Origin of the sequence: Klebsiella sp. G-Nf4 (genome assembly GCF_002810615.1) — a bacterium.
Lineage (GTDB): Bacteria > Pseudomonadota > Gammaproteobacteria > Enterobacterales > Enterobacteriaceae > Klebsiella > Klebsiella variicola.
Genome location: NZ_PION01000004.1, coordinates 33632 through 55959 on the forward strand (window position 1 = coordinate 33632; position 22328 = coordinate 55959).

The following is a 22328-nucleotide window of genomic DNA, read 5'->3' on the forward strand; positions in this document are numbered from 1 at the left end:
GCTACGAATCGCGGCCCGGATAAGGCGTTTACGCCACCAGCCGGGACGAGCGTCAGGCGCCGCCGCCGGTAACTTCACCGGCAGCCGCACGGCGTTTGCCCACACTACAGGCCGCGGCAAAGGCGATAACGACCATCACCGCCACGCAGCCGAGGGTCCATTCACCCATCTGCGAGAAGAAATGCTGATAGGCAGCAATCGCCGTATCGCTGATTTGCGATTCGGTGGTTTGCTGCGCCACCACCCCGGCCAGCCAGTTGGCCACCGCGCCGGTGGCCAGCATATAAATGCCGGTCAACACCCCGGTGACGCCGGGCATGTTCAGACGAGTGATTTGCGCCATCGCCACCGGGTCGATAAACAGTTCGGCAAAGCCCATCATCGCCAGCCCGGCGACCATCATGCCCATCGAGGCCTGGCCGTCAGCCGCGCCGTGGCGGGCATTGAGCGCCAGCAGCATAAAGCCGCCGCCCATCAGCAGCAGGCCGAAAGCGAATTTCAGCCAGACGCGCAGCACCGAACGCACGCTGCCTTCCGGGCGCATCAGCCACGCCAGCACCACGCCGGCCGCCATCACCGCCACCGCGTTGACCGACTGGAACAGCGCGGTCGGCACGTCCCAGTTCAGCAGGCGACGATTGACGAAGTGGTCGATAAACAGGCTAATCGAGCTCCCGCCCTGCTGCGCCAGCACCCAGAACAGCGTCCCGGCGAGCATCAGCAGGACGATCTGCCACAGCGCGCGACGATGCTCCGGGGCTTTGATCATGATCCGCGCCACCATCTGGGCGGCGAACAGGCAGACGATCGCCAGCAGATAGCCGGACCAGTTGTTTTGCAGCAGCAGCGTGAAGAACACCGGCGCCAGGCACAGCATCACCAGCAACCAGCCCCAGGTCGGCAGCACGAATTTCACCGCCCGTAGCGCCGGTTTATCCACGCCGCGGGTATGCCGGAAATGGCGGCTGCCGCTTAGGAAAATCATCAGGCCGATGAACATACCGATCCCCGCCAGGGCGAAGCCGATATGCCAGCCGTACCACTGCGCCGCCAGTCCACAGGCGATGGGCGCGGCAATCGAGCCGACGTTGCCGGCGGCGTACAGCAGCGAGAAGCCGCCGTCGCGACGCGGGTCGTCGTGAGCGTACAGTTCGCCGAGCAGGCAGCTGATATTGGATTTGAACAGGCCGTAGCCGCAGATAATGATCGCCAGCGCGACGTACAGGCTCCATACCGAGGTCGACTCGACGCCCAGCACCACGTGGCCGAGGGTCATCAACAGCGCCCCGGCAATCACCGCCGTGCGGTTGCCGAGCAGGCGGTCGGCAAGCCAGCCGCCGAGAATAGGGGTTACGTAAACTAAAGATGCGTAGGCGCTGAACAGACTGATGGCGTGGCTATCGTCAAAGCCAAGCTGGTGGGTGAGGTAAAGGATGAGTAAGGCGCGCATGCCGTAAAAGCTGAAGTACTCCCAGATCTGGATCGCTACGATGTAGTAAATCGCGCGCGGCTGTGAGGGTGTTTTCATAGGTTCTCCTTGCAGCGTGAAAAAAGGGAAGTGGCAAGCCACTTCCCTTGTAGTGCGTCTATTACTTGTTGTTCTCTTCTTTCAGCACTTTAACGGTGTAACGACCATCCGCCTGACGGTATGCCCCGTGGATATCGGTTTCGAAGCCCGGGTAGTGAGCGCCGATTTCGCACAGCATCTGCAGGAATTCCAGCACCGGGCGGCTTTCTTCGGTGATCATTTCACCCGGCATCACCAGCGGTACTCCCGGAGGATACGGCAGGATCATGTTGGCGTTGACGCGGCCGACCATCTCTTCGAGGTACACTTCTTCCGTCTGACCGTGCAGCTCTTTCTGGAACGCGGCATACGGGGTCATCACCATGGATGGCAGCACTTCGAATGCGCGGAACATCAGGTCCGGCAGGTTGTGATGCTCAACCAGTTTATGAATGTTCTGCGCCAGGTCCTGAATACGCATGTTTTCATAGAATTCAGGATCTTCGCGGTACAGCGACGGCAGCATGTTTTTCACCCGCAGGTTCAGGTCGAACGCGCGTTTGAAGTCGGTCAGCGCACGCAGCAGGCTCAGCGCTTTGGTTTTGTCGATACCGATGCTGAACAGGAACAGCAGGTTGTACGGACCGGTTTTCTCCACCACGATGCCGTGTTCGTCGAGATATTTCGCCACGATGCTTGCCGGAATACCGAAATCATCCATGGTGCCGTCTTTCTTCATCCCCGGCGTCAGCAGTGTGACTTTGATCGGGTCGAGGTACATGTGCTCGTTATCGATGTTTTTGAAACCGTGCCATGCGCTGTCAGAGCGCAGTGGCCAGCATTCAGCGCCATCGATATGCTCCGGCTGCCAGACGTCGAAGAACCAGCCGTCAGATTCGCCTTTCAGACGTTTGATCTCTTTACGGAACTTGATGGAACGTTCGATAGAGCCGTCGATCAGACGCTTACCGGCGTTACCCTTCATCATCGCCGCCGCGGTTTCGGTGGACGCCACGATCCCATAATGCGGAGAGGTGGTAGTGTGCATCATGTAGGCTTCGTTGAAGGTCTCTTCGTTAACGTCACCTTTCACGTGGATCATCGACGCCTGGGAGAATGCCGCCAGCAGTTTGTGCGTGGACTGGGTTTCGTAAATCACTTTCCCTTCGACGCGGCCGCCGCTCATCCCGCATTTGCCTTCATAGATCGGCGAGAAGTTGGTGTAAGGCACCCATGCGGAGTCAAAGTGGATGGATTTCACATCCAGGGTTTTCTTGATGAAGTCGGTGTTATACAGCAGGCCATCATAGGTCGAGTTGGTGATAACGGCGTGTACCGGCCAGGTCGCGTTCGGCGTCTCTTTCACACGCTTGGCGATAGTCGCGTGCTGGAATTCGCTCTGCGGAATACCGCCGAGGATACCGTAGGCGTTACGGGTCGGGCGGAAGTAGATCGGCGTAATGTCGCTCATCATCATCAGGTGAGTCAGCGATTTGTGGCAGTTACGGTCAATCAGCACGGTGCTGCCGGCCGGCGCGGAGTACATGCCGACGATTTTGTTAGCAGTAGAAGTACCGTTGGTCACCATGTAGCTGCGTTCAGCGTTAAAGACGCGAGCGATATATTCTTCCGCTTCTTTGTGCGGGCCGCTGTGGTCCAGCAGAGAACCCAGTTCAGAAACCGAAATGGAGATATCGGATTTCATGGTATTCGGGCCAAAGAAATCATAGAAAATGCTGCCTACCGGGCTTTTCTGGAACGCGGTACCGCCCATGTGGCCAGGGGTACAGAAGGTGTATTTACCTTCACGGACATATTTGAACAGCGCTTTGGTCAGCGGCGGCAGAATGGTGTCGATGTATTCGTCAGTGTTCTGTTTGATTTTGTTCGCGATATCTTCCGCGGCGCCCAGCGCATATTCGAAGAAGCGAACCTGCATGCGCAGATCGTTCAGGCTAACGTCCAGGGTGGAGTAGGTGTTAGCGAACGCGTACAGCGGCATGTACTCATTCATTTTGCTGATTTCTTCGCACAGTTCGAGATTGTATTTATCCCAGTCGAAGATCACGCCGCACAGACGAGAGTTGTTTTCGATAAGTTTTAATAAGTCGTCACGGTCGTTCGGGTAGACAATACGGAAGTCCAGGCGTTCGAGAGCACGATGCAGTTCACGGATGGGTTCTTCTTTGAAGTAAACACCCATGTGATTCATGATTGCAATAACGTTCATAGTCAAATCTCCAGATGTAGAAAGCCCCTCCCGTCGCGTTGTGACAGGTGATGGAAGGAGCCTCAGGAAAACGGGTTACTGATTAGTGCGCGTTAGCGGGGCTGTTGTTATCCGTTGCGTTGTTCTGCTGGCGCTGGTGCATTTTGCGACCGTAGAACATCAGGATAATCAGGCTAACGATAAAGGTGCCGGCCAGTTCGAAGGAGCTTGCGCCCATCAGCGCGATGAAGCAGAACACGCAACCCAGTACCGAACAAATCAGGCTAACGAAGTTACGGATGTTGATGCCTTCGAAACGAATCAGGTCAACACAGGAGTAGAAGTAAGGCAGCATGGTCAGCAGTACTGCGATACCGGTCAGTTCGCCGAACAGGTCGGAGGCTTTACCACCGGCGGAGTTCATCAGGGTAATCAGCACCATCAGCGCGGTCATTTTCACCGCCGCCAGCAGCAGGCCTTTTTTCGGAATACCGTTGCTATCAAGCTCACCGTACACTTTCGGGAAGTTACCGTCGTTGGCGGCACGTACACCGGCCTGGCCAACCAGCATCATCCACGAGCCCAGAGACGTCAGGCAAGCGAAGGCAGTGAAAGCGGAAACCATCGGAGCAGCCCAGCCGCCGAGAATGGTAGAGGCGCTAATCGCGAACGGCGCACCGGATGCGGCCATCTGAGAAGCAGGATACATACCGGCGATAACCTGAGTCGCGGCGATATAGACGATACCGGCCATCGCAGTACCCAGCATGGTAGCCAGCGGGACGGTACGTTTCGGGTTTTTTACCATCCCGGTACTGACGGCGGCGGATTCGACGCCAACGAAGGCCCACAGGCAGAGCAGGATACTTTTAATGACCGCGTGGCTATCGGTGGTGCTGGAGGTGTTCCAGTTCGCCTGATAGGTCGCTGCGTCAAACCAGTGCCAGCCGACAACCGCGGTCATCACCACTGGAATAAGCACCAGTACCAGACCAATAGTGGTCAGACGGCTGACCCAGGTCCCGCCGAGCATATTAACGAAAGTAAAGATCCACACGATGGCAATACAGGCAATACCTGCTGGCACCGGGTTATTTAAAATTGGGAAGAACGTAGAGAGATAAGAAACTGCGGTAATCCCGATGGCCAGGTTACCAATCCAGTTTGCATGATAATAAAGCACACCAGTCTGGAAACCGAATGCGGGAGATATTTCCCCGGCGTAGGCAATTGGACCACCCTGTTGCGGGTTCTTAGTGGCCAGTCGGGCATAAACATAAGCCAGAGACATCGCACCAATAATTGAAATTACCCAGCCCCAAATGGCAATACCACCGATGCTGGCCAGGTTCGCAGGTAATAATGCAATACCGCTCCCCATCATATTACCGGCGACGACGCCGGTACAGGCAAATAGCCCGATCTTCTTGGCAGAACTCATGGTTGTTTTTCTCCTAAGTTTATTTGGGAGGTACAGATCATGATACAGAACCATTAATTGACCCGACCAACTGCCAACAAGATTACTGATTTGTACGAGATAAGTCCTAAAGATAAAGTGAAATAACAACAAACATCAGACAAATGATATTTTGAGCTTTTTCGCTTAACATATAAACATGACAACAGGGTGTCAGAAAAAGATAAACATTGTTGTATTACATGCAGTTAGAGGTAGGATGGCGTGTTACTTAACTGTTATTTAAAGCCTCCAGAATGCTAAATATAAATAACAACCAGAGGCTTCATGAGAAACATAAATTTAACCTCACCACGCCAAAAACCTTGCGCGTGATGAGGGTTTACTTATTCTGAAGAGAGGAAATTATCGAGATACGGAACCACCCGGTTAACCGACGTCTGGAAAACGCCGTTTTCTATCCAGTACAGCGTATCTCCGCCGGGGCGTAAATTAAACGCGGTGATGTAAGAATCGGCAGCCAGCCGGTTCTCACCTTTCATCTCATAGACTTTGCCTAACAGCACATAATTCAGCCACGACATTTCTAAATCGATTGCACTGTTAATCGCGGTATTCGCTTCGTCGACTTTGCCTTTACCGAGCATATCCACCGCTTTTATTTGGTAATAAATCGCCATGTCTTTAATACCCGGCATCTCCCCTACCCGCTCAACTTCACTGTAGAGGGCGGCCAGCTGTTTATCATCCAGCGGCTGCTGCGAGTGGCGTAATACATCCACCAGCGTTTTTTCGGCATAGGCGTAAATAAAATCCGGCGCCCGCTTAATCACATCGTCCAGCAGACTGCTGGCCTTGCTTAATGAATCGACATCGCCCTTCATTAACAACTGATGCGACTGGTAGAAGTAGGTTAACGCCACGCTTTGCGACGGCTGATACTGCCTGAGCATTGCCTGCATCCGCGCTGGCCACGGCTGCGTCAGCGCATCCGACAGGCTGTTCATCAGATCGTTCTGAATGGTCAGCTGGTTGTCATTGGTCACAAAGTAGCGTTTATCCAGCATCGTCGAGCTGTCAGCGTTATCCACCAGCTGGACCGACATAAAGCATTGCTGCGCCCGGTAGTGGCGCTGATTGACGAACTCAATGGTCAGCGTTTTCCCGGAACTGCTCGGCTCATTGATGTTGTAGTCCGTTTTGTCATGCACCATAAAGGTCGAGAAGGTGTTTAGCGAGGTGGTGATCAGACTGGCCAGGCCGACCGCGTAGGAGTGCTGCGACGACCAGTTGGTGCAGGAGTTACCATTGACCAGGTGGATATCGATATCACGCGGATTGAGCAACAGGCGCGCCTTGTTAACCGGCGGCCGCGACTCTATGCTCGACAGCGCCACCAGCGCCACGCAGGTGCCCAGCGCCAGCAGAAACAGCCCCCACACCAGAGCGGTAGTGAGACGTTTGCGGGTTGACGGCGCGCTGGCGACGGCAGGCGCCGGTGCGGCGAGATCCGCAGGGGGTTCCGGCGTGTCGGGCGGCGCAGCTGCCGCCGGTGGCATGGGCATGTCAGCCGACGGTGAAGACGTCAGCGCCTCCATCTGCGGGGCGAGTTCCTCCCCCTCCTCGGTGCACCAGATCACCGGCACCGTGAGCTTATACCCCCGTTTGGGTACCGTCGCGATGTACTCAAGGCTAACGTCATCGCCGTCTTTGAGCGACTTGCGCAGTTCGGAAATACTCTGCGTGACGACGTGGCTGGTCACAACGTTACGGGTCCAGACGTTTTCGATAAGCTCGTCCCGGCTAAGCACTTCCCCCGGATGGCGAGCAAAAAAGACCAGAAGGTCGATTAAACGCGGTTCAAGGGTAAGCTGGCGCCCCTTCCTGCTGATTTGGTTTACAGAGGGGGTTACCAGCCATTCACCGACGCGAACAACAGGTTGTAGCATACAAGAAAGCCCCAGACAAAAAGGGAAAGGCGCGATGATAACACATTTGTCCTACCTATTTTTGCCAGGGGTCACTCCCTCAGGCATTAGGTCGGAATTCGCTTTTTGCGACAATGAAAAGCAATATTTCATTAACATCGTGATCATGAAATTTATATATAGCGATAAAAACGCGTTTTCGCTGGCGAGATTGCCGGTGGAAATTCCCGTCGCAGATAAAAAAATAAGCCTGGAGGCTTAACGCGCTCCAGGCTCAGTCTGTCGCGCGCCGCGATGGCACGCTTTAAAAAGGTTATTTATACACTTCCGCTGTGGCTTCGAAGTTAGGACCATGCTCGCGCGCAGCGGTAATCACGTAATATTTTCCGCCTTTCTCATCGGCCAGCTTAGAAAGCTGATCGTGCAGATCGGAAGGCGAAGAGAACTCGCCACCAGACGGCCCTACCGAGATCGGTCCGACCTTGGTCAGTTTGAAGTGTTTCACTTCTTCTTTGGTGATCAACTGCGCGGCGGACGCGCCAAATGCAACGGCGGAAAGGGCTAACGCGACTATCACTTTTTTCATCCTGCAATCTCCTTGGAATTAGCCTTCAGTCAGGCTCTTTCAGTATAGACGGCGATTTACTGAGCGTGCTACCGATGCGCTTATTTTTTGGCCGAAGCGTTCAGTAACGCGGCGGTACCCCTTCCGGACGGGTCTTAAAACGCCGGTGTAGCCACATATATTGCTCGGGCGCCATCAGGATGCACTGTTCGATGATCTGATTCATCCATGCCGCCGTGACCTCTGCACTCGCCAGCGGCGGCGTGCGCTCCGGCGTCAGGGAGATCAGCTCATACCCCATGCCGTTGGGCTTGCGCCGCGGAACAAACGGCACAATTGTCGCCCCGGACATTTTCGCCAGCATCCAGGTGCCGGTGGTGGTCGCCGCCTGCTCGACGGCAAACAGCGGCGCAAAAACGCTGCTGGCCGGACCGTAATCGTGATCTGGCGCATACCAGAGGATCTCCCCCTCCTTTAGCGCCCTGACCATCCCTTTCAGATTTTTTCGATCCAGCATGGTCTTGTTAGAGCGCAAGCGTCCCCAGGTCTGCAGCCAGTCAATCAGCGGATTGTCATTGGGCCGATAGACGCCAATGCCTGGGGTAAACATGCCATACATCCGCGCTCCCATTTCGAGGGTCAGAAAATGGATACCGATCAGTAAGATGCCCTGTTTTTGTTCGAGGAGTTCGATCACCTCGTTAACGCCGCTGGTCTCGGTCCAGCGCGCCACCCGGTGCGTCGGCCAGAACCAGGCCATGCCGGTCTCCATCAGCCCCATGCCCAGCGATTCAAAGTTTTTCACCAGCAGCGCCTCGCGGTCGGCGGCGCTCATCTCGGGAAAGCAGAGTTCGAGATTACGTCTGGCAATCCGCGCGCGGCTTTTCATCACCCGCATCGCCAGCCGCCCAAGCGCCGTCCCCAGACGGTAGATCACCGGATACGGTAATTGCACCAGCAGCCATAAAAAGCCAATTCCCAGCCATAACAGCCAGTAACGCGGGTGCAACAGCGCGCGGGAAAATTTGGGTAAATTTGACATAGTAATCCTGTTAATTCACTCAATAATAGCTGAGCAAAAACCGCGAAATAAAGTAGCGGATCCTGCATGTTATATTTTTCCAATTCGTGCGGTAATACTCAGACACAAAGCGCGTTATTATAAGCCGATTTTAGGATAATTTCAGCCCTTGCGCTTGGGGCTACTCTAGTATTAGACACATTGCGTAAAATTTCCTGATTTATGCATAAATAAATAAACCTAACCTCTACGGCGCGGCCGATTGTCGATAAAATCGCCAGTACATTTGCCTCAGCCTCTCGACCAGTACCTCGTTTACTCACGCTTTATTAGGGCGATAGCAAACGCAAACAGGCCGTTCAGCCCGGTCTGATATGGCCAGCATGCGGTTATTTGTGACTGGGGCAATGGTTAAGCATCGACATTGCGGATCCTTTTCCCAGATATGCTACGTTTACAGCGCTCATTCGACGCAAGTGCCTTTGCCGACGTCGCCGCTTTCAGAAGCCATAGTGAGAAGGAACTATGACAATGAATTATCAATTAGTGAAGCAAGTCAGAGAAAATAACCCATTAAGAAAAAGCTTCATTGACCTTGCCGTTAAGACTTTTGACCTGTCTTTTGAAGAGTGGTATCAGCAAGGTTACTGGACCGACGCCTATATCCCCTACGCCTTTGTCGAACGCAATAAAGTTATCGCTAACGCCTCGGCCAATATCATCGACCTGCGCTGGCAGGGCGAGCCCCGGCGTTATATTCAGATTGGCACCGTGATGACCGAACCGGACCACCGTAATAAGGGATTAGCCGGCCAGCTTATCCATCATATCCTGCAGGACTGGCAGCAGGAGGCGGATGCCTTCTTTTTATTCGCCAATCCCACTACGGTGGATTTTTACCCCAAATTTGGCTTCACCCGCAGCGAAGAGCATCAATATATTATGCCGGTCTCCCCGCGAGCTGGCGATTTTCGCAAACTGAATATGGACAGCGCTGACGATGTCGCCCTGCTCCGTCATTACTATGAAAAATCCAACCCGTTCTCACCGCTGCGGGTGGAGCATAACTTTGGCCTGCTGATGTTTTACTGCTCAGCCTTTATGAAGCATTTCGTCTATTACTCGGCAAAAAATGAGGCGGTGGTTATCGCCATGCAAAACGGTCCGGTGCTGATCTGCTTTGACCTCTTCTGCGAGGAGGGTAAGAGCCTGTCGACGCTGGTCAACGAACTGGCCGATGACCATGTTTACCAGGCCATCCTCGGTTTTACCCCCAATGAAGACCGGCTCGGCGAGTACGAGAAGATTGAGGGAGAAGATATCCTCTTCGTCTATGACCAGAAGGAAAACCTGTTTAAAGACAGGAAGTTGATGTTTCCTTTACTGGCGCATGCCTGACGACGCCACGCCGTCAGGCCGATCAGTGATAAGTCACCACGAAGGTCGCGCTGGCGTTCGCCTCGCCCGCAGTCACTGCGGGCTGCGTCTGGATATAGCGGGCCTGATAGGATAAACGGTAGTTCGTCTGACTGCCTTTATTCCCGGACCAGATCTGGCTCACCTGGTTTAGCGGCACCAGCGCGCCGCCGGCACTGAGGATTTGCACGCCAAGTCCGGATGCGCCTTCAGGTTGGTCATCAATTTTAATCACCTCGTTGGCAGCCATGGCGCTGTCCGCCGTCGCGTTAAACTGCATAAACACGCTGCCGACATTTTCACAGTTCGTCAGGTTGATGTTAAAAGGGACCGGGGCGGTGGTGCTGTTGAGCCCGGTAAACGCGGTTTTGTTATGCCGCCCAAGGAAGACGTTAATGTTTTTACTGTCGTCAGTAATCTTGCAGGTGGGTGATTTGACCTGAATACAGAGCCCACTGACGCTGAAGCGCATCGCCTGTACTCCGCCAAGATAAATATCGCCAAGGTAATCGTTAAGGCAATACTCGCCCGGCGGCGGTAGACCGCCGTTGTCGGCAATCCGCCAGAAATAGATGGTCGGTTTTTTATTTTCCGCCTGAAATGCGCGCTGGCCGGAAAATACCGGCGCTGAGGGCCAGGCCGTGAACAGGGGATCGAAATTAATGCCATCCTGTTCCCCCATCTGGAAGCTGTAGCCAATGCCCGGCAGGCGGTCGATGCTGTAGATATCCCCGGGTTTGCCGTCTCCCGCCGGGCCGACCCGTGAGCCGCCGATACTCTGAAACCCGCCGGGCTCGCTGCCGCTGCAGGCGATCTCCCAGCGTTCGTTATTAGTGATAATCATCCCTCCGTAGCTGTATAGCAGGGAGCCGATGGGGCGATTGCTGACGTCAAGGTTGATACTGGCCTGGCTGACGTTCACTGAATACTCGATAGTTTTGCCACTGACCATCTGGCACGCTGCCGACAGCGAGGCGCAGTATCCGCCGGCCAGCAGAAGCGGTACCCCTGATGCGATGATTTTTTTCATATTACTTCTCCTTTGTTCCCGGCCGGCAGACCTGATGCGGCGTACCGCGGCTAACCTGTTGCGCCGCGTCGCCGCGGATGGCATAGGCCAACCGGCAGCGTTGCCCGCTGCGTTCGCCCCATACTACCGAGACGCTGCCGTCGGCCTGCGGCACCCGGGCATACAGCAGCCCGCCCTGACCGACGGCGCCAACCGCCCGACCGCTCTCGTCAAACACCTCCGCGCCCAGCGGGGGCGCCGCGCCATCCGGCAGCGTGACATGGGCAAACCAGGGATAGCCGGTACGCGTGATAAATTTGACCTTCACCGCCGCACCCGAATCGGGCACCACCGTCGTGCTACTGGAGACAATCTCCACATGGTCGTTCAGACCCTGCGGATCGAGATCCAGCCAGTTATCGGTAAAGGGATCGAGGTAAGGGATGATCGTAAAACCCTGGCGGTTTATTGGCTGTCCGAGGCGGTTTGCCACCCGAGCGCCCGCCGCGCCGGGCGCTTCCACAATGGCGAAGGTTTCCCCCAGTTCGGGGGTGGCGGTCATTCCGCCCTGATGCGCCACCAGGGCGCCCGATGCCCCCAGCGAGTACTGCTGCTGGTGGCGACCGGCGCTGGCGCTGGCATTCAGGTACGCATAATCCGTACGCAGGCTACCGTTGCCCCCAACGCTGGCCTCGTGCGGGTTCTCCCGTGGCATGTCGTAGCTGGCGGTCAGGCCATAGCTAAAGGCATTTTTCTCGCCAGCGCTGCCGGTATAGCTGGACTGCAGCTGGCTGCCGTAGTTCTTATCATGGTTAAAGCGGGTGGTCAGGCTGCCCGCCTGCCCGACCGGTAGCGAAAAGGAGACACCCACCACCTGATTATTACGGTGATGAATATCCTGACTCTGCTGGGCGTACAGGTAGTAATTGAGCTGACCATAGCGGTTGGCGTACCCCAGCTGATATGAGCGCCAGCGGTGGTGGCGGACATCCTCACTCCAGATTCCGTTAAACGACAGGCTGCCGCTGCCGGCCTGCTGAGACAACGTCGCGCTGTAGCGGGTCATCTCCCGCCAGTCGTTGGGGTAACGGTCGTGCTCCCGGACGGCGTCGCGAATGGAACGATAGTTGCCGTCGTTGCTGTGGCTCATCGAGACCAGCATCCGCGTATCGGACGCGAAGGATTTTGATGCGGATACCCGCCAGCGATACCCCTCCTGCCAGCCGCGTTCCCTGCCCTTCGCCGCAGAACGGGAAAGATCGACCGCCAGCGCCCCCCAGTAGGTATTGAAGGCGCTGCCGACCAGCGTCGAGTAATAATCCGTCGTCGCGTTGGCGCCGGTATAGCCACTGACATAGTCATTGAAGCCGTACTGCAGCGTGGCTTCGCCAAATCCTGGCCGCCCGGCGATCCCATCCTCATCCAGATAGCCCAGCGACAGGTCATAGTAGACCGCTCCTGCCCGCACCAGGCCAGGCAGCGCGGCGTACGGCACGGTAAAGGTCTCCTGACTGCCGTCCGCCTCATGGATCGTTACCTGTAAATCGCCGCCGGCGTTGGTGGGATAGAGATCGTCAAAGGTGAATTTGCCCGGCGGAACCGTTGCCTCGTACAACAGGGCGCCGTTCTGGGTGACCGTCACGCGGGCATTGGTGCGCGCCACGCCGCTAACCGACGGTGCAAAGCCGCGGCGGGAGCCCGGCAGCATGCGCACATCGGTGGCCAGCCTGCCGCCGATAAAACTGACGCTGTCAAAGAAGGTTCCTTCGGTCCATCCCTGACCCAGCCGTAACGTGGACGCCCAGTTCACTACACTTCTCTCAGCCCAGGTGGCAATGCTATCCCAGTGTGTATTCCCCTCCTGCGCCTGGTAGCTAGACTGGTGATGTAACCGCCAGCCAAAGGCGCGCAGGCTGGCATCCAGCCCGAGATAATGATGGCTGCTGCTATCCCCGTCGACGATGCTCTGATAGCTGTTGGCCTGATAGCGCAGCACTGCGGCGGGCACGCCGCTATCCACCTTCTTCAGGTTCACCGCCCCCCGATAATGGGGTTGCAGTAGCGCCTGGGGCATATTCACCCGCAGGACGTTTTCCCCGCTGTCATACTCCCAGCCGATCGCCTTATTGATCTGCGAGAAGCGCAGGCAGGTGGCCGCCGCCGGCCACTGGGCGTCCTTCAGCTGCAGGGCGTCGAACAGCGAGGGCGAGATGCAGGGCTCAAGCTGGCCATCGTGTTCCTGGATAACAAACGTTTCTTCCGCCAGGTCCCGGCCATTCACGGAGAGCGTGCTGCGATACTGTCCGGCGTGCAGCGGATTACCGTATTGATATTTCTGGAGATCAACCTGCGCGGCGCCGTGCAAATGGGCGCGGTTAAAACTAAACGCCTCCGCCGCCCATGCCTCTTGCCAGGGGAGGAACAGCATTAACCCAAACTTGATCTCCCTGAGTTTCATAATAATGTCCTTACTGAGGATAATTATGATTCACTACCGCGCCGTAATCATTGATGGTGGTGAAGCTGAATCTCGCTGGCAGCGTGCGCAGCGCGACCCCTTTAGGCGCGATCTCCAGCGAGGAAAAAGGGGCGACCATGCCAGCGGACTGTTTTTGTCCGTTAAGGGTGATGCTGTCGATGGTGATATAGCGCGCTGAGGCATTGCTCACCCGCAGCCCATTGCCCGTGGGAGCCAACGCCCAGCGCAGGGCATTCTCCGGCGCCATTTTTTCCGCCGCCACGCCTGCCGGACGGTAAAACAGCTTGATACGCGACCGTATCGCGAGCTGCAGATAATTGATTGCCGTGCCGTTTTTCGGCTCTGGCGGAATGTCCAGCAGATTGAACCAGAACAGCGATTCCCGATCCTGCGGCAGGCGACTGCCATTGAACACCAGGCGCCAGCTCTGACCTTTTCCCGGCTCGATACGCACAATCGGCGGCAGCACAATAAACGGCGCCGCATCTTTTTCCGGTTGATTTTGCACGCGGCCATCGTCGACCCAGACCTGCGTCAGAGAGGGGGTCTCCCCCATATTGGTGGCCCGGATGGCGATCTCTTTTTTATCGCCGGGAAAAATAATCCGTGTGCCGTCAATAACCATGCTGGCGTCCGCCGAGGGTAAAATGCTGGACAGCAGCCATGCCAGAACCATACGCCGCATATTCACCTCCTCCTTGCCGGGTGGATAAACGGCCCCTGAGCGGGGCCGTGGACAGGGTTTATGGATAAACCACCGTAAAGTTGACGTAGGTGGCGACTTTTCCAGCCGAAGCGGCGTCGGTCGCATAGTAGCGGGCATAGAAAGGCAGCGAGGCGGAACCATCCTGCTCAGCCACCGCCACTGGGATCACGTCCGGGCGAGCAATGGTGCCGTCTGCAGCGACCACCGGGGTCTCCGCGAGGTTAATCGGCGTAAACCGGGTGTTCAGCAGTTCCACATCGACGTTTTCTGCTTCCGTGCCGTCAGACAGGGTATTTTTTAGTCGGCCCTCCGTGGAAACGTATTGATCTTTCTCGAAGTACACCGAGACATCAGCCCCTGGGGTGCAGCTCGTCAGATCGATGGTGAAGGGAACCACGCCCGCCGTCTCACCCGCGCTGCTGAGCGCCGAACGCTGGACCGTCGGCAGGGTCACTGTCTTGTCTTTATTCACTACCGTACAAGTATTTTCGATGACTTCACCATTAAAGGTGACTTTGCCATCAGCAGCCTGCGCCGCTACCGGAGAAAGCATCATCATCACCACGAAAGATGCCATTCCATTGCTGTATTTTTTCATATTCACTCCTCATCACCACGCTTATGGAGAATCGTTCAGGAAATACCCTGGCGTACTTTATACGTACAATTTATTAATGCTCAGTCCATTGGATTAGCCTGTTATCTTTTAATCCCTTCCCTGCACTGACATCCTACTCACTTCATTGTTTATTATTCAAATTCGCTACCAGGACCATTCCTTCTTTTTATAGAAAAATCTTAACGCCACTCTGAAAAAGAAATAAAAGAAACCCACATTAAAAACATAACTCCTTGTAAATAAATAATAATTTTTATTTTTTATTTTCTAAAAGACATTCGAAAAATGCGATCTAAATATCTCACCCTCATTATTAACCTCCTCCTCCCACGTTCTCCCCCCTGGATTCAAAGCGCAGGGAGTATGTTATTTAAGACGGGTATTCTCTACAGTAAATTGTCGAATCAGGCAGGACAGCATGCACAGCGTATTTATGCCAGGAGGTCATTATGTTGATCTGCATTGCGGATTCAGAATATTTTAATATTGCGCTGAAGGCGTATATTAATGAACCAAACAGCAAGCCTCTGGATATTAAAGAAATGCTCTGTTACCCGTTTAGCGGACAGAGTGAGATGTTCTATACTTTTTTTGCGACCGATGCTGGAGCCCGGTTAAGCACTATCCTTATTGATTACAGCAGCGCTAACATCGAAGTACTGCAGGTCGCGCTCAGTTTAAAATCGTTTAATCCCCTGATCCGGATCTTTATTTTTGCCAAATCAGGCTACCCGTTGAGCGAGCTCGAAAGCAGCCTCGCCATTGTGCTCGGCGCAGAGTTCATCACCAGTTTTGCCGGACTCAGTACGGCCCTTGCCCGCGGTCCGCGCTGGACGTCGCCCCCCGCCGACAAGCTCTATATCGCCATACCTGACAGCTATAACCTGACCCGTAAGGAAACTTTTTTAATCAGCCTGCTGATGGGGGGAATGCCGTTGTGTCACGTGGCCAGCACCATGCAGCTCACGATCAAACGGGTCTACTACTACCGTTCACGCGTCCTTAGCAAGCTGGCGGTGAAAAATAACGTGGAACTGATGAACAAAGTTCAGGGGATGGTGTTGCGCCACTACCGACAGGAGACAGGCCATGAAATCGTATCTCTACGCTAAAAATCGCCTCATGTTGATTATCCTGAGCTGGCTAAGTGCAGACGAGGCGTTACCATCTCGTCACGATTTCCAGCAGACTGAAGCCATCCTCAGCACCCTGCATATACCGTATGTGCTGAAGCCTGACCTTGATCAACTGAGAGCTACGCTACAGCCATTACTCGCCACGCCCGGGCCGCAGGCCTGTGAGGTAGGCGCTTTTCTCAGCGCCCTGTTGGCGCTGTATACCCGGTTAACCGAATATACCGCCGTCGAGCACTATCTGCTCTCCCGGCATCTCTAAGTAGCAACCCGCCTGGGCAGGAAGACGCAGCGCGCCTCCTGCCCGTAAGGCATTACCTTGGGCCAGCAGGCTGCTCGTCGCGTCGGGAGACGTAATCCCGATAGCCCTCGCCAACGTAAATCTGCCGTGGGCGGTAGATGGTCAGCGGCGCCTGGTGCATCTCATTCCAGTGCGCTACCCAGCCGACCGTCCGACCGACCGCGGTGACCACCGCAAACATCGACGAAGGCAGATTCATCGCCTTGAGGATCACCGCGGTATAGAAATCCACGCTCGGCGACAGGCCATTTTCCACAAAGTAGGGGTCGGTCAGCGCCACGTCCTCAAGGGCCATCGCCACCTGTAGCAGACGGTCGGACATGCCTACCTCCGCCAGTACCCGATGGCTGGTTTCACGTAGGATCCCGGCGCGCGGATCGCGGTGACGGTAGCGCGAGTTGCCAAAACCCAGCCGGCGAAATGCCTGCGGATCGCGCTTCGCCTGGCGCAGAAACGCCGGAACCTGATCGACGCTTTCAATCTCCTCCAGCATTCGCATGCTCGATTCATTGGCGCCGCCGTGCATTGGCCCCCACAGTGACGCCAGTCCAGCGGCGATGCAGGCGAATAAATTCGCCCCGGAGGAGCCCGCCGCACGCACCGTGGTGGTCGAGGCGCACTGACCGTGATCGGCATGGAGCACCAGGATCTGGTTCATCGCCTGCTCGATAACCGGATTGAGGACGTATTTTTCCGCCGGAATAGCAAACAGCATCTGCAGGAAATTACCGGCATAGGAGAGATCGTTGCGCGGATACGCGGCGGGTTGTTCAATGGTGTACTTGTAGCTCATGGCGGCGATGGTGGGCATTTTCGACAATAACCGGGTGGCGGCCAGTGCCCGGTGCTGCGGATTTTCCACATCCAGGACATCATGATAAAACGCCGCCAGCGCCCCCACCAGAGCGCACATCAGCGCCATCGGGTGCGAGTCACGCCGAAAGCCGCTGCACATGCGGGCTATCTGCTCGTGGACCAGAGTATGGCGGGTGATGGTCTCGCGAAAGGTTTGATAGCTTGCCTCATCTGGCGCGTCACCGTTCAGCATGATGTAGGCCACTTCGAGAAAATCGCACTGGCGAGCCAGCTGATCGACGGGATAGCCGCGGTGCAGCAGCACGCTGTTTTCCGTATCGATCCACGAGATCGCCGACTGGCATCCGGCGGTATTGGCGAAGCCGGGGTCATAGCTGCAGAATCCGGACTGATTTAGTCCGCGCATGTCGACTCCCACCGGCCCCCGCGTTCCCGGCACCTGCGGCAGGGCGATGGGCGGTTGTTGCCCGGCAAAAGAAAGCGTTAACGGTGTAGTGCTCATCCTGTTAGTCCCCCAGCAAGCTTATCAGCGACCTGAAGTCATTCTTCAGGCGGAAAGACCAACATAACCAATGTGATGCAGCTTATTCATTGATGTCATCACTATAACCCTGACAAAGAGAATATTTTGCTGGCCTTCACGGGGAAACAGGCCGTCTTTCCCCACCCCACCGCCGGATAGCGGCACAAATCGCCAAGGATAAAGGCGATCATCGCTGTCAAAATTTACGCTGAGTAAAGATAGGATGAAGAAGAGCTACCATGAATTTTGTGCTGTCGATGACCCTCATCTGCATTACCATCGCCTGGTTGATGATGAGCCAGCTGCCGGTGTAGACGTACCGCTAACCGCCACGCCAGTGGCCTGGATAACCCCCTCCTTCAGTTGACTTCCGCCGTGGTCTTCGCCTCTGAGGTTTCACAAGAGCCATACAAAGTACTGGTTGCATATCAGGCTGTTGCGGTTTCCCGCCGAGGGGTAGGCTAAAGGCCCACTGTTAAGGAGGTAATATGTCTGGACTGATCAATCCGCATGCAGCCCCGGAAGAAGCAGCCTATGCGCTGCTGATTGAGCTCGTTCGCGCCCAGCGCGTGCCGCAATATGAGGGCGATATTTCCGGTCTGCTGGCGATGTACGACGAAGCTGTTAAACACTTTAAAGAGAAAGAGACCGAGCGTTAGGCGTGGAGGTCGTGGTGCGAGGAAAGCGTGACGCCTGCGGGAGACGCGCAGGCGTTGGCTGGATAGCGGCTTGCGTCATCAGCTGCCGCGGTAGGTAGAGTATCCGTACTGACTGAGCAGCAGCGGGATATGCAGTTTTTGATTTTGCTTTGTGACATCGAAAATAACCGGGACCACCGGGAAGAACGTATTCATGTTTTGGCTTTTAAAATAGTCACCGGTTTTAAACGTCACTTTATAAACCCCCGGCTCCATATTCTCCGCCTGCGGATAGAGCGATTTAATCCGCCCATCGGCATCCGTTTTGCCGGTGGCGATATGCTGCCAGCTCTCTCCCTGCTGCTTATCCAGCTCAATCTGCACCCCCGGTGAAGGGAGCCCGGTTTGTTGATTAAGAATGTGTACGCTGAGCGTCCCCTCTGGCGCCGCCAGCGCGCTGAAGCTGAGCAGAGAAATTACGGAGGCGATAACTAATTTCATAATCGTGACCTTATTGGGCAAGTGAAAGTGCCCTAACTATAGTCAGCGCGGCGGGGAAAAAAATTAAACTTTTTGTTATCAAAATATAGACATATAGAGGATATGTCTGCTGAGAAGGCTATCCGCAAGCAAAAGATTTGCGACCAGAGCCTGGCTCTATCGCACGCCTCACAGCCCATGGTCGTGTTTCTGACTACGTTGCCTACTTATTTTCATGCAGTATGATTATCCTGTTACACTCAAGCTCACCACTATTCCTGAAACTGATAAGAATGGTAAGCGACTTGACGCCTGATATATTCCAGCTTTTAAAAGACATCATTGTTATTAGGGTATCGTTCTTCTGCAGTATCGGATTGATTTATTCCAGCCATCGATCAAGATGCTATCTCTGTTATCAAAACGAACGCGTAAGTCTGTACCGTTTAAACTTTCCGTGACCATAATCGAAATGGCTGAGTTCATATCTTGTTTCGTTAAGAAAAGCTTACCCTCATCAGTTAACTGACTATCATCAAGAATAAAACCGTTAATTTTCGCACCGGTTTTAAGGCATCGAACGGTTGTCTGCGGGTTTGAAACAAAATTGACATTCATCGTTTGCGAGTTTCCAATACCCGTCATAAACACAGAGCAACCAGCGATAAGTGTTCCTGAAAAAAAGAGGCAAATTACCTTTAAAAAATAAGATGGTTTTTTCATAAAACACCCTAATTTTGAGATATTCCATTTTTACCATGCCAGCCTTAAAGCGTAGCTGGCATTAGGTATTTATGTTATTAACTATTAAAATTAGCGTGGGGATACTGTCGTTTGCCCACCTACGGATGAAATGGCAACACGTTGCCCTACCGAGAATCGCGTTGGCCCCTGACGTTGTACGACCATGAACGTTCTTCCATCATCTAAGCGTATTTCAAGCTCGACCCCTTGAACAAGATTCATTCTTGCCTGAACCGCCTGACCTGCTAAACCTCCCGCAACAGCACCAGTCGCCGTCGCCAGTCTTTGGCCTGAACCGCCACCGACGGCACTTCCCGCTACACCACCAATGACGCCTCCGGCGACAGCGCCAAGCGCATTACTGTTATCCCCCGCCTGAATTTGCACCGCTCTGACTGACACCAACTGGCCATAAAAAACTTGTTGTACGCGTCCAGCCGTGGCTGAAGAATGGACATCACCTGAAAGATGACTGGTATTGGTACATCCAGCAATAACTAATGTAAAAGCAATTAAACACATTTTTTTAAGCATGTTAACCTCTCCATTTGCTGCATATTAACGTCATCATTTCATAAATAATCAGCTGGACAATAACGATAAAAGTTTACTGGTATAATATGTATTATAGGCTTTAATCATTACGTCATCCTGAAAAAATTTGAAGATGAAGGGCAAGGGCTCACCAGCCCCATTTGACGCCAGCAATAATCTACTGCGCTCTGATAATTGGGCATGTCATGCAACGTCTCCCCCACCGCTGCCGGGTCCCAGGTCACAACCAACTATTTTAATGACCTCAATCCCGTCTTTTCATAACCGCGTATTTGTTTTGAGATTTCTGTCGCAAGCCAGATCAATGGGTGGTGATAATGATCATGTTATTCCGGCTATTGTAGCCGGGATCAATCACCACGCTGTCGCCTGTACTTCCCGTCGTGGAAGCACTCTGGCTCTGAGTGGGGTCCGCTTCACACAGGTCGTGCGGTAACTGGCTGGCAGAAGCGGGATTCAGCACTGACACACCGGTGATGGTCAGCGTGGAACAGGAACAGCTGTGATCGAGCCGGTCAGGTGCTGACGGCTAAAAAGAAGATCCAGGTGCGATTGCCGGGATGCTTACATCGCAAGCATGCCGCCTGCTCATCTTCACTACCGCCAAGTAAATTATTCTCAACAACAACTAAAAACCCTTTAATCTCAGTAGCCTGGCAGCCCACATAACTATCCCAACAAAGCTACCAACATAAACACTGATTTTGCATATGAGCAAAAGGTTATATGTAGTAAAAGATACTGGAATTTGTTTATAAAAAAGGAAGAAAAATTCTCCACATACATATAAAACAAATCCAGTTAGGAAGATAGACACCATACTAATCAAAACAAAGAAAATAAGAAGCAATACTGAGTTAAGTAACCTCATTTCTTATTTTCCTCTTGTTTCATTTTTTGCTCTGTATACTTACCTCCTAATTCTGAAGTGATGCTCCCTCCAATATCACCAATCGAGCTGGGGAAATTGCTTGGTGTCATTTCCTTCGAAATACCAAAATCACCTTTAATTTCAGTGTATTTCTGCAAGTCAGGGTTAAATTTCGGATCCCAACCGCCTTTCCACCAATTTGTGCCAGTATTAACTCCCCACGAAATCCCTTTGCCAACACCATAGCCCACAGCAGAACCTGCACCATTAATCAACGCGCCTGACACGGGATCTTTCCCATCTATCCAGTTACTGAATGCGCCTCCTGCGGCATTCCATCCCACAGTACTGGCCAGACCATTTCCCATACTGAATACGTTTACCCAGCCAGCAATTACCGCGCTGGAAGGGTCAACCGAGCCATCCGCGAGATAACTGATCCCGGCATTTGCGCCTGTGCCAAGCACCCACATCGCCTATGCGGTTCCAGGAAGTAAAGCTACTCCACCAGACGCCAGCGCCATCCCCACTGCATCACGCTCATTTATCGCTTTCTGACATGCAGCCCCGCCAGGGTTATCGGAACAACTCGCCATGTCAATCCCATGCTGTCGTATCCACGCAGCCTGAGCGTCCTCATTTCCGCCAAGTAAATTATTCTCCACCGCGTTCTTCCCGCCCTGCGCGCCCGCCACCGCTGACGCCGTACTGTCCCCGGCCAGACCGCCTGCCATCCCTGCTGAAATGGTGGCCAGCGTACTGACCGTCTGCTTCTGTGCTTCCGTCAGCGTGGACAAGTCCGTCACGCCCGGATACAGCATGCCCGCTATAGCCTTTGCGGCCAGTTCACCTGCTGCCGCGCCGGCTGCGCCCGCCGCGGCACTGTTGCCCTGCAGCGCCGCCACCGCACCGCCCAGAATAGCGTGAGCCACCACTGCGGCACCGTCACTCAGCCCTGAACCGTGACCGATAAGATTCGCCAGCTCCGGCGCCGATGCCCCTGCCAGCGCCCCGGCGATATCACCACCCGCCAGTCCCTGCAGCGCTGCCGTGGCTGCCTGGATACCCCGCTGGATATCGCTGCCCGTGCCGTATTTCGCCTGTTCATCTTTGTACGTCTGCGTCTCTTTCAGCTGCTCCGCTGACATTGCCGGATGAACCTTGCGTGCCGCTTCCAGCGCGTTTATTTGCCCCTGCGTGCGCGCAATATCTGCCGCCTGGCTGCCAATCTCCCCTGTCAGCTGCACTTCCTGCAGGCGCCGCTGCTCCTTCTCCTTGTCAAATATCGGCCCGATACTGCCGCTGGCGTGTTCCGTGTCGCGACTCAGGTCAGCCACGTCCTGCTTCTGATTACGATTTGACTGTAGATAAAAATATCCTGCCTCAAG

21 protein-coding genes and 1 pseudogene are annotated in these 22328 nt (G+C 54.4%); 5 read left to right on the forward strand and 17 right to left on the reverse strand.

The genetic code is table 11. The features are described 5' to 3' along the window. Nucleotides 1–52 precede the first annotated feature (52 nt). The 6 genes from dtpD to CWM57_RS10245 all read right to left on the reverse strand — a co-directional run bounded on the left by dtpD (nucleotide 53) and on the right by CWM57_RS10245 (nucleotide 8671). Entirely contained in the window at nucleotides 53–1528 is a 1476-nt protein-coding gene (gene dtpD, locus CWM57_RS10220; RefSeq protein ID WP_100675955.1) for a dipeptide permease DtpD, read from the reverse strand. A gap of 61 nt (nucleotides 1529–1589) precedes the next feature. After that, nucleotides 1590–3737: a lysine decarboxylase CadA gene (gene cadA, locus CWM57_RS10225; RefSeq protein ID WP_061155471.1), complete on the reverse strand. Its 2148-nt coding sequence runs from the start codon at nucleotides 3735–3737 to the stop codon at nucleotides 1590–1592. A gap of 82 nt (nucleotides 3738–3819) precedes the next feature. Then, nucleotides 3820–5157: a cadaverine/lysine antiporter gene (gene cadB / locus CWM57_RS10230; RefSeq protein WP_061155472.1), complete on the reverse strand. Its 1338-nt coding sequence runs from the start codon at nucleotides 5155–5157 to the stop codon at nucleotides 3820–3822. Between the two features lie 365 nt (nucleotides 5158–5522). Next, nucleotides 5523–7085: a lysine decarboxylation/transport transcriptional activator CadC gene (cadC, locus tag CWM57_RS10235; RefSeq protein WP_074386669.1), complete on the reverse strand. Its 1563-nt coding sequence runs from the start codon at nucleotides 7083–7085 to the stop codon at nucleotides 5523–5525. A gap of 292 nt (nucleotides 7086–7377) precedes the next feature. Beyond that, the gene (locus CWM57_RS10240; protein ID WP_002892402.1) at nucleotides 7378–7650 is read right to left on the reverse strand and encodes a DUF1471 domain-containing protein; all 273 of its coding nucleotides are present in this window, start codon (nucleotides 7648–7650) and stop codon (nucleotides 7378–7380) included. Between the two features lie 100 nt (nucleotides 7651–7750). Beyond that, entirely contained in the window at nucleotides 7751–8671 is a 921-nt protein-coding gene (locus tag CWM57_RS10245; RefSeq protein WP_074386670.1) for a Kdo(2)-lipid IV(A) acyltransferase, read from the reverse strand. Between the two features lie 510 nt (nucleotides 8672–9181). Between CWM57_RS10245 and CWM57_RS10250 the strand changes: the two genes are divergently transcribed. Further along, nucleotides 9182–10048, forward strand: a complete 867-nt coding sequence (locus tag CWM57_RS10250) for a GNAT family N-acetyltransferase (RefSeq protein WP_100675956.1) — start codon at nucleotides 9182–9184, stop codon at nucleotides 10046–10048. Nucleotides 10049–10070: 22 nt separating this feature from the next. Here CWM57_RS10250 and CWM57_RS10255 read toward each other — a convergent pair whose 3' ends face one another. From CWM57_RS10255 to CWM57_RS10270, 4 genes are read right to left on the reverse strand one after another with little or no spacing between them, the layout of a single operon-like run. Further along, nucleotides 10071–11096 carry a fimbrial protein gene (locus CWM57_RS10255; RefSeq protein WP_061155477.1) on the reverse strand — a complete coding sequence of 342 codons (1026 nt, stop codon included), beginning with the start codon at nucleotides 11094–11096 and terminating at the stop codon, nucleotides 10071–10073. A gap of 1 nt (nucleotide 11097) precedes the next feature. Further along, nucleotides 11098–13533, reverse strand: coding sequence for a fimbria/pilus outer membrane usher protein (locus CWM57_RS10260; RefSeq protein WP_100675957.1), 2436 nt, complete (start codon nucleotides 13531–13533; stop codon nucleotides 11098–11100). A gap of 10 nt (nucleotides 13534–13543) precedes the next feature. Continuing rightward, nucleotides 13544–14239, reverse strand: a complete 696-nt coding sequence (locus CWM57_RS10265; protein ID WP_100631529.1) for a molecular chaperone — start codon at nucleotides 14237–14239, stop codon at nucleotides 13544–13546. 58 nt (nucleotides 14240–14297) lie between these two features. Beyond that, on the reverse strand, nucleotides 14298–14858 hold the full coding sequence (locus tag CWM57_RS10270) for a fimbrial protein (protein WP_074386674.1): 561 nt from the start codon (nucleotides 14856–14858) through the stop codon (nucleotides 14298–14300). Between the two features lie 470 nt (nucleotides 14859–15328). On the opposite strand from CWM57_RS10270, the gene CWM57_RS10275 reads away from it, so the two are divergent. Further along, nucleotides 15329–15991 (forward strand): LuxR C-terminal-related transcriptional regulator, encoded by a 663-nt coding sequence (locus CWM57_RS10275; protein ID WP_074386675.1) that lies wholly within the window; start codon nucleotides 15329–15331, stop codon nucleotides 15989–15991. Further along, nucleotides 15969–16274 (forward strand): hypothetical protein, encoded by a 306-nt coding sequence (locus CWM57_RS10280; RefSeq protein ID WP_070611853.1) that lies wholly within the window; start codon nucleotides 15969–15971, stop codon nucleotides 16272–16274. The genes CWM57_RS10275 and CWM57_RS10280 overlap by 23 nt, the downstream gene beginning before the upstream one ends. A 52-nt stretch (nucleotides 16275–16326) precedes the next feature. Here CWM57_RS10280 and CWM57_RS10285 read toward each other — a convergent pair whose 3' ends face one another. Both CWM57_RS10285 and CWM57_RS27605 read right to left on the reverse strand, forming a co-directional pair. Then, nucleotides 16327–17631, reverse strand: a complete 1305-nt coding sequence (locus CWM57_RS10285) for a citrate synthase (RefSeq protein WP_074386677.1) — start codon at nucleotides 17629–17631, stop codon at nucleotides 16327–16329. Between the two features lie 45 nt (nucleotides 17632–17676). Beyond that, nucleotides 17677–17817, reverse strand: a complete 141-nt coding sequence (locus tag CWM57_RS27605; protein ID WP_162677911.1) for a hypothetical protein — start codon at nucleotides 17815–17817, stop codon at nucleotides 17677–17679. 323 nt (nucleotides 17818–18140) lie between these two features. On the opposite strand from CWM57_RS27605, the gene CWM57_RS10290 reads away from it, so the two are divergent. Next, the gene (locus tag CWM57_RS10290) at nucleotides 18141–18311 is read left to right on the forward strand and encodes an ATP-NAD kinase (RefSeq protein WP_074386678.1); all 171 of its coding nucleotides are present in this window, start codon (nucleotides 18141–18143) and stop codon (nucleotides 18309–18311) included. Between the two features lie 78 nt (nucleotides 18312–18389). Here the strand turns inward: CWM57_RS10290 and uraH are convergent, their stop codons facing one another. From uraH to CWM57_RS28180, 4 genes are all read right to left on the reverse strand, one after another. Next, a complete protein-coding gene (uraH, locus tag CWM57_RS10295; protein ID WP_100675958.1) occupies nucleotides 18390–18791 on the reverse strand; it encodes a hydroxyisourate hydrolase in 402 nt (133 codons plus the stop codon). A gap of 327 nt (nucleotides 18792–19118) precedes the next feature. After that, complete coding sequence (locus tag CWM57_RS10300) at nucleotides 19119–19493, reverse strand: hypothetical protein (protein ID WP_133122275.1); 375 nt, start codon at nucleotides 19491–19493, stop codon at nucleotides 19119–19121. Nucleotides 19494–19583: 90 nt separating this feature from the next. Next, nucleotides 19584–20048: a glycine zipper 2TM domain-containing protein gene (locus CWM57_RS10305; RefSeq protein ID WP_071787335.1), complete on the reverse strand. Its 465-nt coding sequence runs from the start codon at nucleotides 20046–20048 to the stop codon at nucleotides 19584–19586. A gap of 322 nt (nucleotides 20049–20370) precedes the next feature. Continuing rightward, nucleotides 20371–20532 (reverse strand): hypothetical protein, encoded by a 162-nt coding sequence (locus CWM57_RS28180; protein WP_158239530.1) that lies wholly within the window; start codon nucleotides 20530–20532, stop codon nucleotides 20371–20373. Here CWM57_RS28180 and CWM57_RS28410 point away from each other — a divergent pair. Beyond that, a complete protein-coding gene (locus tag CWM57_RS28410; RefSeq protein ID WP_223170017.1) occupies nucleotides 20510–20575 on the forward strand; it encodes a type I toxin-antitoxin system SymE family toxin in 66 nt (21 codons plus the stop codon). The two genes, CWM57_RS28180 and CWM57_RS28410, sit on opposite strands and share 23 nt — an antisense overlap. A 361-nt stretch (nucleotides 20576–20936) precedes the next feature. Here the strand turns inward: CWM57_RS28410 and CWM57_RS10320 are convergent. Continuing rightward, a pseudogene (locus CWM57_RS10320) lies at nucleotides 20937–22319 on the reverse strand (VENN motif pre-toxin domain-containing protein); the annotation flags it as partial. Nucleotides 22320–22328: the final 9 nt, after the last annotated feature.

What these genes read in the sequence shown, in the direction of transcription:
- dtpD (WP_100675955.1), bottom strand. Translation starts at nt 1,528, where the DNA reads ATGAAAACACCCTCACAGCCGCGCGCGATTTACTACATCGTAGCGATC.
- cadA (WP_061155471.1), bottom strand. Translation starts at nt 3,737, where the DNA reads ATGAACGTTATTGCAATCATGAATCACATGGGTGTTTACTTCAAAGAA.
- cadB (WP_061155472.1), bottom strand. Translation starts at nt 5,157, where the DNA reads ATGAGTTCTGCCAAGAAGATCGGGCTATTTGCCTGTACCGGCGTCGTC.
- cadC (WP_074386669.1), bottom strand. Translation starts at nt 7,085, where the DNA reads ATGCTACAACCTGTTGTTCGCGTCGGTGAATGGCTGGTAACCCCCTCT.
- CWM57_RS10240 (WP_002892402.1), bottom strand. Translation starts at nt 7,650, where the DNA reads ATGAAAAAAGTGATAGTCGCGTTAGCCCTTTCCGCCGTTGCATTTGGC.
- CWM57_RS10245 (WP_074386670.1), bottom strand. Translation starts at nt 8,671, where the DNA reads ATGTCAAATTTACCCAAATTTTCCCGCGCGCTGTTGCACCCGCGTTAC.
- CWM57_RS10250 (WP_100675956.1), top strand. Translation starts at nt 9,182, where the DNA reads ATGAATTATCAATTAGTGAAGCAAGTCAGAGAAAATAACCCATTAAGA.
- CWM57_RS10255 (WP_061155477.1), bottom strand. Translation starts at nt 11,096, where the DNA reads ATGAAAAAAATCATCGCATCAGGGGTACCGCTTCTGCTGGCCGGCGGA.
- CWM57_RS10260 (WP_100675957.1), bottom strand. Translation starts at nt 13,533, where the DNA reads ATGAAACTCAGGGAGATCAAGTTTGGGTTAATGCTGTTCCTCCCCTGG.
- CWM57_RS10265 (WP_100631529.1), bottom strand. Translation starts at nt 14,239, where the DNA reads ATGCGGCGTATGGTTCTGGCATGGCTGCTGTCCAGCATTTTACCCTCG.
- CWM57_RS10270 (WP_074386674.1), bottom strand. Translation starts at nt 14,858, where the DNA reads ATGAAAAAATACAGCAATGGAATGGCATCTTTCGTGGTGATGATGATG.
- CWM57_RS10275 (WP_074386675.1), top strand. Translation starts at nt 15,329, where the DNA reads ATGTTGATCTGCATTGCGGATTCAGAATATTTTAATATTGCGCTGAAG.
- CWM57_RS10280 (WP_070611853.1), top strand. Translation starts at nt 15,969, where the DNA reads ATGAAATCGTATCTCTACGCTAAAAATCGCCTCATGTTGATTATCCTG.
- CWM57_RS10285 (WP_074386677.1), bottom strand. Translation starts at nt 17,631, where the DNA reads ATGAGCACTACACCGTTAACGCTTTCTTTTGCCGGGCAACAACCGCCC.
- CWM57_RS10290 (WP_074386678.1), top strand. Translation starts at nt 18,141, where the DNA reads ATGTCTGGACTGATCAATCCGCATGCAGCCCCGGAAGAAGCAGCCTAT.
- uraH (WP_100675958.1), bottom strand. Translation starts at nt 18,791, where the DNA reads ATGAAATTAGTTATCGCCTCCGTAATTTCTCTGCTCAGCTTCAGCGCG.
- CWM57_RS10300 (WP_133122275.1), bottom strand. Translation starts at nt 19,493, where the DNA reads ATGAAAAAACCATCTTATTTTTTAAAGGTAATTTGCCTCTTTTTTTCA.
- CWM57_RS10305 (WP_071787335.1), bottom strand. Translation starts at nt 20,048, where the DNA reads ATGCTTAAAAAAATGTGTTTAATTGCTTTTACATTAGTTATTGCTGGA.